At 44.5% G+C, this 16,092-nt stretch carries 13 protein-coding genes; 5 read left to right on the top strand and 8 right to left on the bottom strand.

What is annotated here, in order from left to right; all coding sequences use genetic code 11:
• Positions 1 to 398 precede the first annotated feature (398 nt).
• On the bottom strand, positions 399 to 1,757 hold the full coding sequence (locus L5M10_RS10160) for a YjiH family protein (RefSeq protein WP_173243401.1): 1,359 nt from the start codon (positions 1,755 to 1,757) through the stop codon (positions 399 to 401).
• A gap of 704 nt (positions 1,758 to 2,461) precedes the next feature.
• Here L5M10_RS10160 and L5M10_RS10155 point away from each other — a divergent pair.
• Positions 2,462 to 3,175, top strand: a complete 714-nt coding sequence (locus L5M10_RS10155) for a hypothetical protein (RefSeq protein WP_028761881.1) — start codon at positions 2,462 to 2,464, stop codon at positions 3,173 to 3,175.
• A 36-nt stretch (positions 3,176 to 3,211) separates the two neighbouring features.
• Here the strand turns inward: L5M10_RS10155 and L5M10_RS10150 are convergent, their stop codons facing one another.
• The gene (locus L5M10_RS10150) at positions 3,212 to 4,099 is read right to left on the bottom strand and encodes a U32 family peptidase (protein ID WP_263146933.1); all 888 of its coding nucleotides are present in this window, start codon (positions 4,097 to 4,099) and stop codon (positions 3,212 to 3,214) included.
• Between the two features lie 37 nt (positions 4,100 to 4,136).
• Positions 4,137 to 5,147 (bottom strand): peptidase U32 family protein, encoded by a 1,011-nt coding sequence (locus L5M10_RS10145; protein WP_113939322.1) that lies wholly within the window; start codon positions 5,145 to 5,147, stop codon positions 4,137 to 4,139.
• Positions 5,148 to 5,285: 138 nt separating this feature from the next.
• Here L5M10_RS10145 and L5M10_RS10140 point away from each other — a divergent pair, with 138 nt between their 5' ends.
• Positions 5,286 to 5,819: an SCP2 domain-containing protein gene (locus L5M10_RS10140; RefSeq protein WP_113939323.1), complete on the top strand. Its 534-nt coding sequence runs from the start codon at positions 5,286 to 5,288 to the stop codon at positions 5,817 to 5,819.
• Positions 5,820 to 5,917: 98 nt separating this feature from the next.
• On the opposite strand, the gene L5M10_RS10135 is transcribed toward L5M10_RS10140, so the two are convergent.
• The 3 genes from L5M10_RS10135 to yegQ form a co-directional block, all read right to left on the bottom strand.
• Positions 5,918 to 7,807 (bottom strand): S8 family peptidase, encoded by a 1,890-nt coding sequence (locus L5M10_RS10135; protein WP_263146936.1) that lies wholly within the window; start codon positions 7,805 to 7,807, stop codon positions 5,918 to 5,920.
• A gap of 521 nt (positions 7,808 to 8,328) precedes the next feature.
• Entirely contained in the window at positions 8,329 to 8,580 is a 252-nt protein-coding gene (locus L5M10_RS10130; protein WP_006082676.1) for a YfhL family 4Fe-4S dicluster ferredoxin, read from the bottom strand.
• 4 nt (positions 8,581 to 8,584) lie between these two features.
• The gene (yegQ, locus tag L5M10_RS10125) at positions 8,585 to 9,952 is read right to left on the bottom strand and encodes a tRNA 5-hydroxyuridine modification protein YegQ (RefSeq protein ID WP_105251727.1); all 1,368 of its coding nucleotides are present in this window, start codon (positions 9,950 to 9,952) and stop codon (positions 8,585 to 8,587) included.
• Between the two features lie 328 nt (positions 9,953 to 10,280).
• Here yegQ and L5M10_RS10120 point away from each other — a divergent pair, with 328 nt between their 5' ends.
• Complete coding sequence (locus tag L5M10_RS10120; protein WP_028761421.1) at positions 10,281 to 11,123, top strand: HDOD domain-containing protein; 843 nt, start codon at positions 10,281 to 10,283, stop codon at positions 11,121 to 11,123.
• A 90-nt stretch (positions 11,124 to 11,213) separates the two neighbouring features.
• Positions 11,214 to 12,707, top strand: a complete 1,494-nt coding sequence (locus L5M10_RS10115; protein WP_263147021.1) for a putative bifunctional diguanylate cyclase/phosphodiesterase — start codon at positions 11,214 to 11,216, stop codon at positions 12,705 to 12,707.
• 214 nt (positions 12,708 to 12,921) lie between these two features.
• Here L5M10_RS10115 and L5M10_RS10110 read toward each other — a convergent pair whose 3' ends face one another.
• Positions 12,922 to 13,347 (bottom strand): thioesterase family protein, encoded by a 426-nt coding sequence (locus L5M10_RS10110; protein WP_263146938.1) that lies wholly within the window; start codon positions 13,345 to 13,347, stop codon positions 12,922 to 12,924.
• Between the two features lie 351 nt (positions 13,348 to 13,698).
• On the opposite strand from L5M10_RS10110, the gene L5M10_RS10105 reads away from it, so the two are divergent.
• Positions 13,699 to 14,679, top strand: coding sequence for a chemotaxis protein (locus L5M10_RS10105; RefSeq protein WP_028761419.1), 981 nt, complete (start codon positions 13,699 to 13,701; stop codon positions 14,677 to 14,679).
• A 152-nt stretch (positions 14,680 to 14,831) separates the two neighbouring features.
• On the opposite strand, the gene L5M10_RS10100 is transcribed toward L5M10_RS10105, so the two are convergent.
• On the bottom strand, positions 14,832 to 16,088 hold the full coding sequence (locus tag L5M10_RS10100) for an adenylosuccinate synthase (RefSeq protein WP_263146941.1): 1,257 nt from the start codon (positions 16,086 to 16,088) through the stop codon (positions 14,832 to 14,834).
• Positions 16,089 to 16,092 lie beyond the last annotated feature (4 nt).

The following is a 16,092-nucleotide window of genomic DNA, read 5'->3' as shown; positions in this document are numbered from 1 at the left end:
GTTTTTCAGAAAATTGCCGCTTTTGTTGAAAAATTCAAAGGTGTGGGTGGGCAGTTGTAGTGATATGAAGAGCTCTTTTCACGTAGTTAATGCTTGATGAAAAGAGCTCGATATTTTTAAATTAGTGCTGTTTTTTTTCGAGATAGCAGATATGAATATTCAAATTAGTTTAATTATTATGCATTTTCTGGATAGGTCATTGGCCCACAAATGGAGCTAATAAGTAAAGCTACTAAATGATTTCTGTCCAAAAGTGAGTTGTGTGGTGTCGAGTGGAGATTGTACGATTAAGTCACGCGATATAATCAAAACTGTCAGTTCGTGTATGAGTTACTACAAAAAAGGGGAGTCAGTTAACCTGACTCCCCTTTTAGCTGAGCTATTGTTGCCGTTAGCTTTTAGAACAATAAATGGGCTACACCTGCGATAACAGGCAGTGTCACTAAGGTGCGTAGAATAAACACTACGAAAAGCTCAACGAAGTTGACGGGGATTTTACTGCCGATAAGCAGTGCACCGACTTCACTCATATAGATCAACTGAGTCACAGATAAGGCTGCAATTACAAAGCGGGTCATATCTGATTCAATTGAGCTGGCAAGGATTGACGGAATAAACATATCCGCAAAACCGACTACGATTGTTTTAGAGGCTTCAGTGGCTTCTGGAATATGCAGTAATTCGAGTAATGGAATAAACGGCATACCCAGATAGTTAAATATGGGCGTGTGCTCGGCAATAATCAGTGCCAGCGTACCAATGGCCATTACCACAGGAATAATACCAAACACCATATCGACAACGTTTTTAATGCCTTCATTTAAGACCGCTTTTATGCCACCAGCACTGGCGGCTTTTTCTAAGGCTTTATCAAAGCCCCAAGATAAGGCGCCATGTCCAGCGGGGATCAGCTCATCATCTGGCATGCGTGGTGTGTCATCTATGTAGTTGTCTTTCTTCCACGATAATGGTGGCAACTTAGGCACAATCACAGCGGCGGCAAAACCCGCGAGGCACACAGTCAAATAAAAGGGCACAAACATATGCTCTAACTTAACTTGTGAGATCACCACTAAGCTGAAGGTAATCGATACCGCCGAGAAGGTTGTACCAATAACTGCGGCTTCTCTCTGGGTATAAAAACGGGCTTCGTATTGTTTGCTGGTCAGCAAAATACCGACACTGCCATCACCTAACCATGAGGCCATACAATCGATAGCGCTACGACCCGGTAGATTGAACACGGGACGCATCACTTTCGTTAAGAGTGTGCCAAAGAGCTCGAGTAGGCCGAAGTTCAGCAGCAGCGGCAGTAACATACCTGCAAAGATAAATACCGAGAACAACACAGGTAATAAGTCGTTTAAGACTAATGCGCCAGTGCTCGAGGAGTTGATGATCTCTGGACCTAAACCTAAGTAAGTCAGTACGATAAACACTGCACCTAAGATCCGAGTCGTCAACCACATAGGGCTGACATTCAATAAACCATTAAGGAAGTGATTTTGTGTAACGAATGTGGGCTTAAACACTTTTGACAGCAAAGAGGCCAGCGCCGTAGTCACAACAATAATAGTCACAATGAGGGTTAGCACACCGCTCAATGCGCCTTGCAGTGCTTTAGATATGATAGCGATAGGAATTGTGATCGCATCGTTGTAGCTGATAGGGGTCATAAATAACAACAGACCAATCAGCGAAGGGACGATAAAGGTGAGTATCGTCTTAATGTTTCGGTTTTTATTTTCAGTAGCCAATGTTGTACACCTTAAAGTACGAGTCGTACATGGTAAATTTGAATAAATAGCCGCACGTAACAAGCTGTCGACGCTAATTAAGGTGCATTTAAATTCAACTCAAAAACGAGAATGGGGAAGATTACTCGCTTAGCTTCTCTATGTAAAACGATTCGCTAGTTAGTTTGATATAAGCAGCAAAACAGCATAGTTATTTTACTTTAGTTGTCGATAAATTAAGAGTGGTTATATTGGCTTGCATTACTGTAAAAGCATTATTAAACATGGCCTTAACATCATTTGCCTTAGGTGGGTTAACGACTGGTTAATTACTTGTTTACTGATGTGTGTGAAACTATCTAGATGTTATTTCTGCACAAAAAAACATCAGCAACTTTAGCGCTACCGCTATGTTGGCTGGTTCTGTTCGATTTGAAAGTGCAATAGAGATAACTCTGGCTATATAGCGTTGGCGAGAACCTGTTGTGCATATCGCGGTAATGTTAAGGAGCCTTGGGCACTAGGACACATTTTTATGCGATAAGCCTTTAAATCGACTTATCTCTAAAAGTGACCTTCTCCATTATCTTGATGCTTTTGTGATTGACTAAAAAGTCGCAAATAACGATGAAAGTAAAAATATTATTCATAAAGCGGATACCCGCCGCTTTAAATCTTCTCATTTCCATGTAAGTTAGTATTACTCCCATCCAGCTCTAGTATTCATGATCGCAAAAGTACAGAAGGTTACGATTAAAGGCGGCTCAACACTGGCCATTAAGTTTGGTTTTTTGGGGATCTTTGGGCTTTTAATTGGCATTGTTATTACTGTTTTGGGGTTCGATGATTCTGAATTCCATCGCTTCAATTTTTTGAATCACACCCTAAGTGAATTAGGGACTTATGGTCATTCGTCTTTCGCTGTCATTCTTAACGGTGGATTGTTTTTTGGCAGTTTAAGCCTCGTTTTCTATTGTTTGTCTTCTTTGCAGCAGGTGACTTCTTGCTGGGGATACCCTTTCTTTATCAGTTTGGCTCTCACTTTTCTGGCTTTAGCGAGCGTGGGATTATTTCCGGTGAACGTGTATCACTTGCATGTTCTTGGGCTGAAATGGTTTTTCTATCTGGGGAGTTTGAGTGCGATCTTCTATTTAGCCTTGGTCTGTTTCGGCAAGTCTAACTTTGGCCGTTGGACTGGGTTGTTGGCGTTAATAGTCTTATGTAGCATGTTGACGTTTCTGTATGCACCACAGCTCAATTTAGGTTTGACCGAAGGTGATAGACCGTTTTATCAGGAGATGGTATTGCAACTGCCGCGTCCTACTTTGTGGTGGCCAGCCCTACTAGAATGGATTGGACTGGGAAGTTTATTATGTTGGACAAGTGTGCTGCTTTTTAGCCAGTTAAGCTTCAGCCAAGATCCCAAAATCATTGGCTGAGTTATCTTTAAATTTAGGCTTATCTTCAGCTTTAGGCTATGGATTCACATGCACAGCAAGGCCCGCTTCACCAAACCAATAACCGTTGCACTGGGTTGTACCAAGTTTGCTATTCATCGAAAAATCCTGAGTATTTTTAGTCGCTTGAATCGTATCGACCAAAGCATTGGCTTTAGTGATGCAGTCAAGACTACTGGGTGATACTCGAAACACATCGACCCCCATTTGTGTCATTACCGCTATTTCACTGCGTAAATCTAAACAGCTAGCGGATTGGGTTTGAATTCCATTGAGCCTGAGTAAAGGCTGCTGCTCTTGGGTTTGCGCGAGTAGTCCTTTACTGTATTCACGGCACACCGTTTCGCAATGATCTTTCGTGAGCTGTTTGTGTCTAGCGGTAAAGCAGCGCGCTGAATGGGCGAGTGGTAAATAGCCGTGGCCGAGCACTTCCACCTCAAATGATGGCTGCTCTTGAATCACTTGTTGTAACCAAGCCTTAGATAGCTCCACTGGCATCACAAATCTTTGCATTCCAAACTGCTGTAAAATGTCTAAACTGGCGCGATTGTAGTTATTGATACTCGCGCCGCAGACAAAGGGCAAATTACGCTCTTTGGCAAGATACACTGCCGCCATATCGTTTGCTTCGACGATAAATTCACCGTTATCGACCTGGCGTTTGAGCTCAGTATATTCAGATGGCGCTTCGATTAAGGCCAGCGTCGAAAGCACGACTTCTTTACCCGCCTGCTTGAGCATTTGCGCCAGCTCTAGATAATCGCCCCACTTGAGTTCGCGTCTGCGGCTACAAACCGCCTCACCTAAATACACTAAGGGAATTTGACTGGCGGCGACTTGCTGGTAAAAGTCAGCGACTTGCTGTTTCTGCCAGCAATACAACAGTGGTCCTAGGGAAATCTTCATAAGGTGTCCTTTGTCAATCTTGCTCTCTATTTACCTTTTATTGCCAATCGCGCTCGTAGGCGCCAAGCGTAGTGATCTGACCCTCGGATACTTTCGCTAGGGCTTGTTCCCAATGGGGTTGATTTTGGCTTTGTGAGTACAGCGCTGGATTATTTAGATAGGTGTCTATGGCTTGACGCCATACTCGAGTGACTTGTTCAACATAGGCGGGGCTGCGTTGACGTCCTTCGATTTTCAGCGACACTATGCCAGCTTTGGCTAGCTCTGGAAGTAAGCTTAAGGTATTCAAACTGGTTGGTGATTCGAGTAAATATTGCGGCGAATCTTGATCTGCTGTGATGTAACGGCCTTTGCATACCACGGGATAACCCATTTGTTCGTCGAGGGCCGATTTATCAATTAACACATCGTTGAGCCGGGTTAATCTGTTCTGTCCTTCTTCTTGCCAGCGTACGTGTTTTGCTGGTGAACAAGATCCACCAGTGTTGGGTGATTGGCCCGTTACATAGGATGACAGCTGGCAACGCCCTTCGGCCATAATGCACAGACTACCAAAGGCGAATACTTCCAAATCCACTGGGCTGACTTTAGCAAGATCCCGTACTTGTTTCATGGATAACACCCGTGGCAATACTACTCTGGCGATGTTAAAGGCTTCCTTATAAAAGCTCAGCGCCCCCAGATTGGTTGCACTGGCCTGCACCGATAAATGCAGTGGCAGGTTTGGATAGTGCCTATGGGCATAATCGAGCAAAGAAAGATCGGCGACAATTAATGCATCCATACCCAGTTTTGCCGCTAAATCGATAGCCTGATACCAACGATGCTCTTCACCGGGCTTTGGAAAAGTATTTAAGGTCAAAAAGATTTTTTTGCCGTGCTTTTGCGTCAGCTCAGTGGCTTCTTGCAATTTTGCGGGGGTGAAGTTTAATCCTGCAAACGAGCGTGCGTTGGTGTCGTCTTTTAACCCTAGATACACAGCGTCGGCTCCGGCATGTAATGCCGACTTTAGCGAGGCCAGATTTCCTGCTGGACACAACAGCTCCATAGTGATGCTCCCGATAAAATGATAGCCGCTGAGTGTAGGTAAGATTGAATGGCGATGAATTGATTTAAAACAGGTTTAAGATCATAAAATCCCGATAAACTGGGATATATCATGTTTTATTCTTGTAGGGTTCCCGCTATGTCCGCTGTTTTTTTCGCAAAATTTGCTCAGCAACTTTTAGAGTTCACCCCAAAAGCCATCGGCTTTCCCCTTGCTAAGATGCCGTTTAGCCTCAAAGCAAAAGCCATCAGCCAATTGCTTGAACTCTTACTTGCCGAGCAAGCTGCTGACGATGAGCTTGGATTTTTGATGGATAAATGGGTCGCGATTCGAGTGGAAGATATAAACTTAGCCTTCGAAGTCAGTTTTAATGGCAAGTGGCAAGTCAGAGAGCTCACCGATGCGCAGGTGACCTTCAGTGCCAACTCTGCTGAGCTAGTGTTAGTGGCGGCGGCGAAGGAAGATCCCGACACGCTATTCTTCCAGCGTAAGCTGAGTATTCAAGGTGATACTGAATTAGGACTCGAAGTGAAAAACCTGCTGCTAAGTATCGAATTTGCCAGTATGCCAGCCCCAATTCGTCTTAGTGTTGAAAAGCTTGCCGCTGTGATTGAGCGTCTGCAAATTGAAGCGAAACCGACAATTATTCTCGCCAAATCCCCAAGCTTTTAACGTTATGTAGTGAGACTACACACTGCTAATTCCATAAAGAAGCCCGCTAAGTTGTTATCTTAGTGGGCTTATTTTTATTTAAACTTTTGGTCAATGAGTTAGTAGCTTGCACTCAGTTGTAGTCCCGAGTAGCTCGAATAAGCGCGTAACATCACATGGTAAGTTCCCGCTTGAGTCACGGTAATCGAACAGCTTTCATTGTTCCCATTTTTATAGGGACGGCAATCATAGCTGGTGGTCGTTGGGGTAGTGCCTGCTTTGACATACAGGTCTACATCTCCAGTTCCGCCACTGGTGGCAATGTTGAGTTGGCTATTGGCTGGAACCACTATCTTATAAAGTTTCTCTGTTGCAGTTGCCCCGCTTAAATTCGTGACAGGTACGCCATTGGTTAAGCAGTTTGCATCGGTGCAGCTTCCGCCACCATTCAGGTTATAGCTGGCTGTCAGTTGGGCATTGGCGTAATTATTATAGCCTTGCACCATCACATACCACCGACCCGTCGTAGGTGTGGTGAAATTACAGCTCTCGTTGTTGCCATTTTGATAGGGGCGGCATTGGTAGCTTGTTGTCGTCGGTTTTTGCCCTTGGCTGACATAAATATCCGCATCACCAGAACCACCCGCTAGATTGATCCCTAAACTTGCCGCATTGACTGGGACATCAATGTAGTAATACGTCGCAGAACCTGTGGCACCACTGATTGCGACACCCACATTATTTTGCAGCGGTGTTTCATCGACGGGGCAATTATTGCCACAGCCACCATCATCGCCTGCGAGTGAAAAGAGTAATTTATTGGGTGAACCTGTTTTAGCGTCTGTAACTTTATTTGACGTGGCGCGCGTCGTGAGTAAGTTTGTCACCTGTGCGGGAGAGAGATTTGGATTTTCATCTAAGTATAATGCGGCAACGCCTGCCACATGTGGGGCAGCCATTGAGGTACCACTTATGGTATTAGTCGCTGAATTCGAGTTATACCAAGCGGACGTAATGCTCGAACCAGGCGCATAGATATCAAGGCAAGTCCCGAAGTTAGAAAAACTCGAGCGGGAATCGTTACTGGTGGTTGAACCAACTGTGATGGCATTTATCGCCCGTGCGGGTGAGTAATTACAGGCGTTGCTGTTGTCGTTACCCGCCGCCACTACGAAAGTGACCCCTGCGGCAACTGCGGCATTGACTGCATCATCAGTTGCTTGGGAGGCGCCGCCTCCTAAACTCATGTTTGCGACGGCGGGGCCGGAAGCATTGTTTTTCACCCAGTTTATCCCTGCAATCACGCCAGAGTTACTACCTGAACCTGAACAGTTGAGTACTCTGACTCCCACAAGATTGACGTTTTTAGCCACACCGTAGGTAGCACCGCCAACAGTTCCTGCCACATGGGTACCATGGCCGTTACAGTCAGTCGCATCGTAATCATTATCCACAAAATCATAGCCACTGCTGGCGCGACCACCAAACTCATTGTGAGTATTAAGCACGCCAGTATCGATCACAAAGGCGGTTACACCAGAGCCGTCGAAATCCGTGTGATAGTTACTATCCAATGGCAAGTTTCGTTGATCGATTCTGTCTATGCCCCAGGTCGGACTCGGTTGATTGGCATTGGCTTCAACCATAGGCGTTACTGACATGATTTGATCTTGTTCTATGTATTTCACATTTGGATCTTTACGCAGTGCTTTAATCTGTTGGGCGCTGGCCTTGATGAGTACACCATTGAGCACATTGCCAAAGTTTTTCATCACAGTGACATCATATTGGTTGACTAAACTCTCGGCTTGTTTCGTCGCGAATTCAGCTATGGTGTTGTTATTACTTAGATTAAGAACGCTTGGGGTATTGAATACAACAATGTAAGTATCTTTGATGGCTTTAGATTGCGGGACACTTACCATACTCGCTTGGTATTCATTAGCGTTAACAGGGAAGTAAGCAAGTCCAGTTGCGACCGCGACTGCAATTAAATGTTTCTTATGCATGTTGAACTCCATTTTCTTTTTATGTCTCCACGGACTTCGAGACATAATTTAATGTAGAAGGTATTTTCAACCTGCCCAGTTCGGTGCTTAAGGCGTATCTAATTTACAAGGTTAAAATGTAACACTTGATTTACAATTTGACCGTGGATGGCTTTTTACTTAGCTAAAGAGTGAGGTGTACAAATAAGCGTCAAAATAATAACTATTAGTCTATTAAAACAACCGAGTTTGTAAAAGTGGTGATTTATCAAGCGACATTTTGTCCGAACCACAAACTGTGAAGCAGCGATAAATTCAGTCTGCTACTTTTTTGACATTCACCGCTGAAAAGAAGTCAGTCTAAAGTAGTGTTTTGACTAATGCTGAAGTAAAGGCTTGGATTTAAGCGATTTAAAGGTTTCTCATACCGTTAAATGCATCTTTATTGTGATTTTTTATGCGGATTGTTTTGCGCAGGTTATGGCAGGTATTAGAGCAGATTTGACCGAGAGGCATTATAGCCACTCGGTCAGGTGACGTGATTAAGCTTTTTGCGTTAACACGGCAAATTTCACTAACAATTCGTCGTTAGATTCGACACGGTTTGGATCTGGGTCGATGCAATCAATGGGGCAGACAGACACGCAAGTCGGTTTGTCGTAGTGACCCACACATTCGGTGCAACGGTCTGGATCGATTTCATAGATCTCTTCGCCCATAGTGATGGCCTGATTAGGACATTCAGGTTCACACATGTCGCAATTGATGCAGCTATCGTCGATCAGTAGTGCCATGATCTTAACCTAGTTCATGTGGGTTGCGAGTATCTTGACCTTGGGGCAAGTTACGCAGCAAAATACCGTGGCTCAAATCGACTTCTTTCGGCACGGGTAGATACACAGTGTGCCCAGAACCTAAACCGGCTTCAACTGCTTCAGCTTTGCGATTTTCGAGTTGTTCAATCGTCAAACTGATATTGCCTTGCGGTGTCATCAGTTCAACACTGTCGCCAACGGAGAACTTGTTTTTTACTTCAATTTCGGCCAATCCTGCAAGATTACGTTTGCCCGTCAGTTCACCTACAAATTGTTGGGTGTCACTAACTGAGTAGCCATAGTCATAATTTTGGTATTCATCATGCACATGGCGACGTAAAAAGCCTTCGGTATAACCACGGTGGGCTAGGCCTTCTAATTGATTCATTAGACTGCGGTCGAAATCTTTACCCGATGAAGCATCTTCAATCGCGCGGCGATACAGTTGTGCGGTACGGGCAACGTAATAGAAGGACTTAGTGCGGCCTTCAATTTTGAGTGAGTCTATGCCCATTTTAGTCAGGCGCTCAACGTGCTGAATGGCCCGTAAGTCTTTAGAGTTCATGATATAAGTGCCGTGCTCATCTTCGAAGGCGGGCATGTATTCGCCGGGGCGATTGGCTTCCTGTAGTAGGTAAATTTGATCTGTGGGAGCGCCTGCGCCTAAGGTCGTTGGCGTTTCAATTTGCACCGCATTTGGCATGGCAATGATGTCACCGCTGTCATTTTGCTGCGCTTCGTGTACATCGTATTTCCAGCGACAAGCATTAGTGCAGGTGCCTTGGTTAGGATCGCGTTTGTTGATATAACCCGAGAGTAAACAACGGCCTGAATACGCCATACACAGGGCGCCATGCACAAACACTTCAAGCTCGATATCGGGGCAGCGCTGACGAATTTCTTCGATTTCATCTAAGGACAATTCGCGTGACAGGATCACGCGTTTGATGCCTTGGGTTTGCCAAAACTTTACCGAGGCCCAGTTGATGGCATTCGCTTGCACGGATAAATGCACCACTTGATCAGGAAACGCTTCACGCACCATCATGATTAAACCTGGATCGGACATGATCAGTGCGTCAGGCTTCATCGCCACTACGGGTTCCATGTCCTTGATATAGGTTTTTAGCTTGGCATTGTGGGGCGCGATATTGCTCACCACATACAGCTTTTTACCGAGTGCATGGGCTTCTTCAATCCCAGTGGCAAGGTTTTCCATTTTAAAGTCATTGTTACGTACCCTTAGACTATATCTTGGCTGACCGGCATACACGGCATCTGCGCCATAGGCAAAGGCGTAGCGCATGTTCTTTAAGGTTCCAGCTGGAGACAGCAGCTCAGGTTTAAACATAATCACTCTCAAATGGGTTAATAAATGACGCGGTGCGCGGGGGCGGCATTTTACACAATGAAAGTAGGGGTATGCAAATTGCCTTAGTTAACTTTAGCAGTACTTCACATTTTACGAATATAGTGAGTTTGGCTTAGATCAACTGGAGCGGAGTATTTCAACTTGAGTGATGATTGAGGTCGATGATCAAGACAGATAAGTAAGGCAAAATTGATAACGCAATCATACAAATTATTAACGTCTGCTGTTTTTTCTACGCATCTAATGACAGCCAACTGATATACTCCAACAATCCAATGTTGATGTTTACAGATTGATGGGAGTTAAGATGTCTACCGAACATCTACTGTTAGTCAGTTTATTAAAAAAACTAAAAGACGATGCCTTAGTACTACCGACCTTGCCTGAAGTGGCGATGCGGGTGCAAGAAGTGGTTGGACGCTCCGATGCGAGCCTTAAACAAGTGGCAGAAGTGATCGGCCAAGATGCCGCGATTTCTGCGCGTATTATTAAGGTCGCCAACAGCGCGCTATATAGCCGAGGCGTGCCAGCTGAAAGTATCAACAGTGCGGTTTCTCGTATTGGGTTAATCCAGATTAAAAGCATTGCCACTTCGGTGGCGATGGAGCAATTGTTCATTTCCACCAATGAAATGGTGTGGGAAGTCATGGACGAAGTGTGGCGTACCTCAATCGATGTAACCGCTGCGTCTTGTGCCATGCTGCAGATGTACAATAAGCGCCATTCAACCAGTCGGTTAAATTTTGATACCTTAACCTTAGCTGGACTCGTGCATAACATTGGCGCCTTACCTGTATTAACAGAAGCGGAGGCGCATCCCCATTTATTCACTAGCATTGATCAATTACGCGCACTCGTACGTAAAATGCAGGGGCCATTAGGTCGTGCTGTGTTAAAGAGTTGGGATTTTTCTACCGAAGTGATGGAAGTGGTTGAGCGTTGGGCTGATTTACCTTATCTACCCGATCATGTCACCTATCTCGACTTTATTCGTGCAGCGGCCTTTTATACCGGTGAATTGCGAGCGGGCACTGAACTAGAGCAACGTCTCGGTGTGTTTGTCGCCCGTGGATTACCTGTGACGACCGATGATTTAGCCAGTGATGAGTTTATGGAAAAATTCCATTCAATTAGAGAAAGTTACCAATAATCGTTAGGCCTAAATGGAATTCAAATGGCGCTGATATCTTTTATCGTGTCATTTGAGAAAAAGCTTACGTGGTATGGCAGAGGCCAAGGTATGTTCGTAATCGGGTTAGTTGTCGCTTCTCTCGCTTTATTGATATTTTCATTGTATATCCTGCAGTCAAAATACAGATCTTTACGGTCGCAGCAAAATTTTTTAGAACAGCTTTGTACCCAGCTAGAACTGCAAAAGGTTGAACGCCAAGCTTTAGACATTGGCATCGTCCCCCAAGCGTTTGCTCCTCTCTACCATACTTTAAATGAATTATTAAAGGCGTTACCGGCAAGTGTGGGTAAGGATAAGCTAACAGGACTTATTAATCGTGTCGGCTTGAAACGTACTCTTACTGGCATGATGCCGCTGACTCAAGGGACATTAGTGCTAATTGATATTTATCGATTTCGCTATGTGAATGATCTCTTTGGTTTTGTATTTGGCGATATCCTGCTGAAGCAATTTGCCGAACGCTTAAACAGCTTAAGTTTATCCCCGAGATTAATCGCACGCCTCAATGGTGATGAATTTTGTTTGTATTACGAGCAAGCGTTGACTGAGGAGCGATTAGTCCACTTAAGAGGGCGGTTGCAAGTGCCTTTTAACATTAAGAACACGCCAGTCAGCGTTAAGCTTCAAATCGGTTGTCTGCATTTACAAGAACACCACGCCGACACGAGTCAGATGCTACGTCGAGTCGATTTGGCGCTGAAGAAAGCCCGCCATTCTCGTAGCGCGATTGCATACTATGCCCAAAATGATGATATTCGTCAGTTAAGGGAACTGAAAATTATCGATAGTTTGCCTAAAGGTTTGCAACGTAATCAAGTATATATGGTGTATCAAGCGAAACAGGATATTGCCACGGGTCGATGTTTTCAGGTTGAAGCCTTGATGCGTTGGGAGCATGACGAACTCGGCATTATTTCTCCGGGAGAATTTATTCCCTTAGCTGAATATGCTGGCATGATTGATTTAGTCAGCCAATGGGCACTCGATCAGGTTTTAGCACAGCAGGCAAAATGGCGTGCGGCGGGGATACAATTGTGTGTTGCAGTTAACCTGTCGACACGGGACCTTGACAGTGAAACCTTACCCCAAGAAATTGCTGCAAGATTAGCCTATTACCAGCTCCCACCCGAATCCTTGATGATCGAAATTACTGAAAGCACTTTAATGGCGGATTTAACTAAGGCGGTTGAGACGTTAGGAAAGATACGTGCTTTAGGGGTTAGACTTGCAATTGATGATTTTGGTACGGGTCATTCTTCCTTAGCTTATTTAAAGCATTTACCCGTTAATGAAGTCAAAATCGATAAAGCCTTTTTAAAGGATCTAGAGCAGGATAAACCGTCGGAATACATCCTCGAAGCCAGTATTAATATTGCCAAAAAACTCGGTTATGAGGTAACTGTTGAAGGAATTGAAACGCTTGAGATTAGAGATAGGTTAGTGGCTATGGGGGTTGATACTATACAAGGTATGTATTACGCGAAGCCCATGAGTGCCGCCGAACTCGAAATGAACTGGGCCCAACTACATAATACAATCTAAACCTTGTGCTCATTAAAGTAAGCGCTCGTTAAATCAAATGCTCGTCAAATCAAATGCTCGTTAAATCAAGAGTACTAAGGCTTGCAGTCGAGCCTTAATACTGTCCAGTTATCGTTATTTGAGTTGTACTTCTTTGAGTGATTTTTGTTGCCTTTGCTTATGTCGAAATAAGCTCAGGAAATCGCGCGTGTACTTGTATGTAAGAGTATTAGCTTTATTCGCTTGATGTGAAACCAAGACTTAATATGGCGATTAACTCTGCCGGCATAGGCGCTAATTGACGGGCTTGATTCATACACACCATTTCAATGGTTGCCGTGACCGCAGGCTTTTTACCCTGTGGACGCCAAATCTCCTGCTGCCACACAGTGCGGTACTTACTCTCAAAGTAAAACTTAGTGCGAACATCGATAATATCGGCAAATTCCACCCCCTCATGGCATAGCATATCGCTACGATACACAGCAAAACCCAGTTGGTTTTGTTGCCATAATACACTTAAACGCTCAGCACCAATCACATGCTCACGGGCTCGCTCGAAGTATTTTAAAAAGTTGGGGTGATACACCACGCCAGAAAAATCAGTATCTTCATAGTAGATTTGCACTGGGAAAGAAAAGGTCGGGCTAAATTGCGGCATGGGGTACGGCTATTCTTGATAGTTTTATTGCGCGATAGTTTAGCGGCTTATCTCTTAAAACAAAACCTCTAATGCGGAGAGGCAAAAGCGCTGTTAAGGGAAATGTGCAGACTACTTTAGGTCGGCAACGGCGATGCTTAATCTGGACATGATTGACAATGTGACGACTGAAATAGTCATTAGATTCGATTATGTGACGTTTTTCTGCTTATAGATAAAATGCTTGTTACCCAAAAATATCACGCTAATCAGGCAGTAAAATCACACTATCGTGCCTAATTCATTAATCCCTTCCTATACTGATAACTGCAATCCCTTTCTTACGTTGATTTGCTAGGTTGAGAGCTTTATATGAGCGAAATTAAAAAATCAGAAATATTGACAGAGAGTGGCACAAATGAACTCGAAATTATTGAGTTTCATCTACATAAGACACTTCCTAACGGTGGCCATAAGGTGTGCCATTACGGTATTAATGTCGCCAAAGTGAGAGAAGTCATTAGGGTGCCAGAAACGTCAGATTATCCCAATGCCCAGCGGCACATGGTTGGGGTGTTCTCGCTGCGAGAAAAGTTGATCCCTTTGGTCGATCTAGCCGGTTGGCTCGGAATATCGACACCTGAGGATTTAACCCACAAAGTGGTCATAGTGACTGATTTTAATAAGATGATTAATGGGTTCTTAATCGATAGTGTTCGTAGCATCCATAGAGTGTCGTGGGAGCAAGTTGAATCGCCGAGTCAATTTTTAGAAGCGGGTGAAAATGATTGTGTCGTTGCCGTAGTGCGCCGTGATGGCATGCTCATTATGATATTGGATTTTGAGAAGATTATTGCCGATATCAATCCTGAACTGAGTATGGATAAGTACGATGTCACGCTCGATAGAAGTGTACTGATCAATGATAAAATGCTGGCGAAACGTGAAGCGAAAACGATTTTAATTGTCGATGATTCCGCTTTTATTCGTAAGATGATCGAAAATACCCTTCGCAGCGCAGGTTACAACATTATCACAGCCAAAGATGGTGGTGATGCCCTTGAAATGCTAATGGAATTTGAGAATCTTGCTGACCAAGATAATGCTTCGATCTCTGATTTTGTCAGCGCCATTATTACGGATGTTGAGATGCCTCGCATGGATGGCATGCATTTGGTGAAACGCTTAAGAGAATCCAAGGCGTATCGACAAATGCCAATTGTGATGTTTTCCTCTTTAATGAGTGAAGATAACCGCGCAAAGGCGATGGCATTAGGTGCTAACGATACCATTACTAAACCAGAAATTGGTCGTATGGTCGGTATGATAGATAAATACGTATTCGAAGAGTAATGCCATTTCATTTAGTGGCGATATTTGAATATGGGGTATTCGAGTCATCGCTATCAACGTCTTGAGTGATTCTTCAATGACAAGCCATATCAAAGTAAAAAGCCATATTCACCGAGGCGAATATGGCTTTTTTGTAGGGTAAATGTTGTTTACTAGCGGATGATCATTTGATCGCGCTCTGGTCCAACAGAAACCATGCTAACGCGTACACCCATTAACTCTTCAATACGTTCAACATATTGTTGTGCGGCGACTGGTAGGCTTTCGAAGGTGCGACAACCAGTAATATCTTCGCTCCAGCTTGGCATTTGCTCATACACTGGGCTTAACGCAGCAGTTTGTGGCCAAATTGGGTTCTCAGTGTGTTCACCAGCATAGGCAACACAGATTTTCAGATCTTTCATGCCAGAAAGACAATCAATCTTAGTCAGGGCAATTTCGGTTGCTGCTTGTAGCTCAACACCATTACGGGTGGCAACAGCATCAAAATATCCCATGTCACGTGGACGGCCTGTCGTTGCACCAAACTCGTTGGCATTTTCGCGGAAGGCGTCTTGCTCTTCCATTGCGGTCACTAACGTGCCTGTGCCGACTGATGAGCTAAAGGCTTTCGCGACAGCAATTACGCGCTCTGGACGCAGAGCTGGTAAACCGCTGCCGATACCCGCGTAAGCAGCAGTCACGTTTGAAGATGTGGTATAAGGATATTCGCCGTAGACTAAGTCGCGGCCAGCACCTAATTGCGCTTCAAACAGTAAGCTCGCATCTTGTTTTTGTAATGCTTTTAATGGCCCAGTCACATTACAAATAAACGGACGCCAAGGTGCCGTCACTTCTAATAACCATGCGGTCATTTCGGCGGCGGTTTGATTAAAATCGCAACTTGGATAAAGTGCTTTTAACTGTGGCAATTTCCAGTCGAGCATAAATTGAATGCGCTCTTGCAGCACTTCAGGTTGGTTTAACCAACCGACTAAAATGCCTTTTTTCATCACGCGATCGCCATAGGCTGGCGCAATCCCTTGACGGGTTGAACCATAGGCGAGGTCGCCAAGACGTTGTTCTTCTAAGGTATCTTCTAATGCATGTAGAGGTAAGCACAGGGTAGCACGGTCAGAAATGCATAATTTGACTTCAATGCCAGCCGCTTGCACTTCAGCAATTTCTACACTGAGTTTTTCAGGGCTGATCACCATGCCAGGGCCTAAAACTGCAACGCAGTTAGGGTTGAAAATGCCACTCGGTAATTGGTGTAATTTAAAGGTGCCATAGTCGTTGACGACGGTATGGCCAGCGTTGTTACCACCTTGAAAGCGAATACTGGCAGCGGCATCCGCGGCTAAATAATCTACGATGCGGCCTTTGCCTTCATCACCCCAATTTGCACCCACAACCACGATCGACGGCATAACA

The organism is Shewanella sp. SM32 (assembly GCF_025654235.1).
GTDB lineage: Bacteria > Pseudomonadota > Gammaproteobacteria > Enterobacterales > Shewanellaceae > Shewanella > Shewanella oncorhynchi.
Note: the sequence above shows the minus strand (reverse complement) of the source record. Positions and strands in the feature narration are given on the sequence as shown.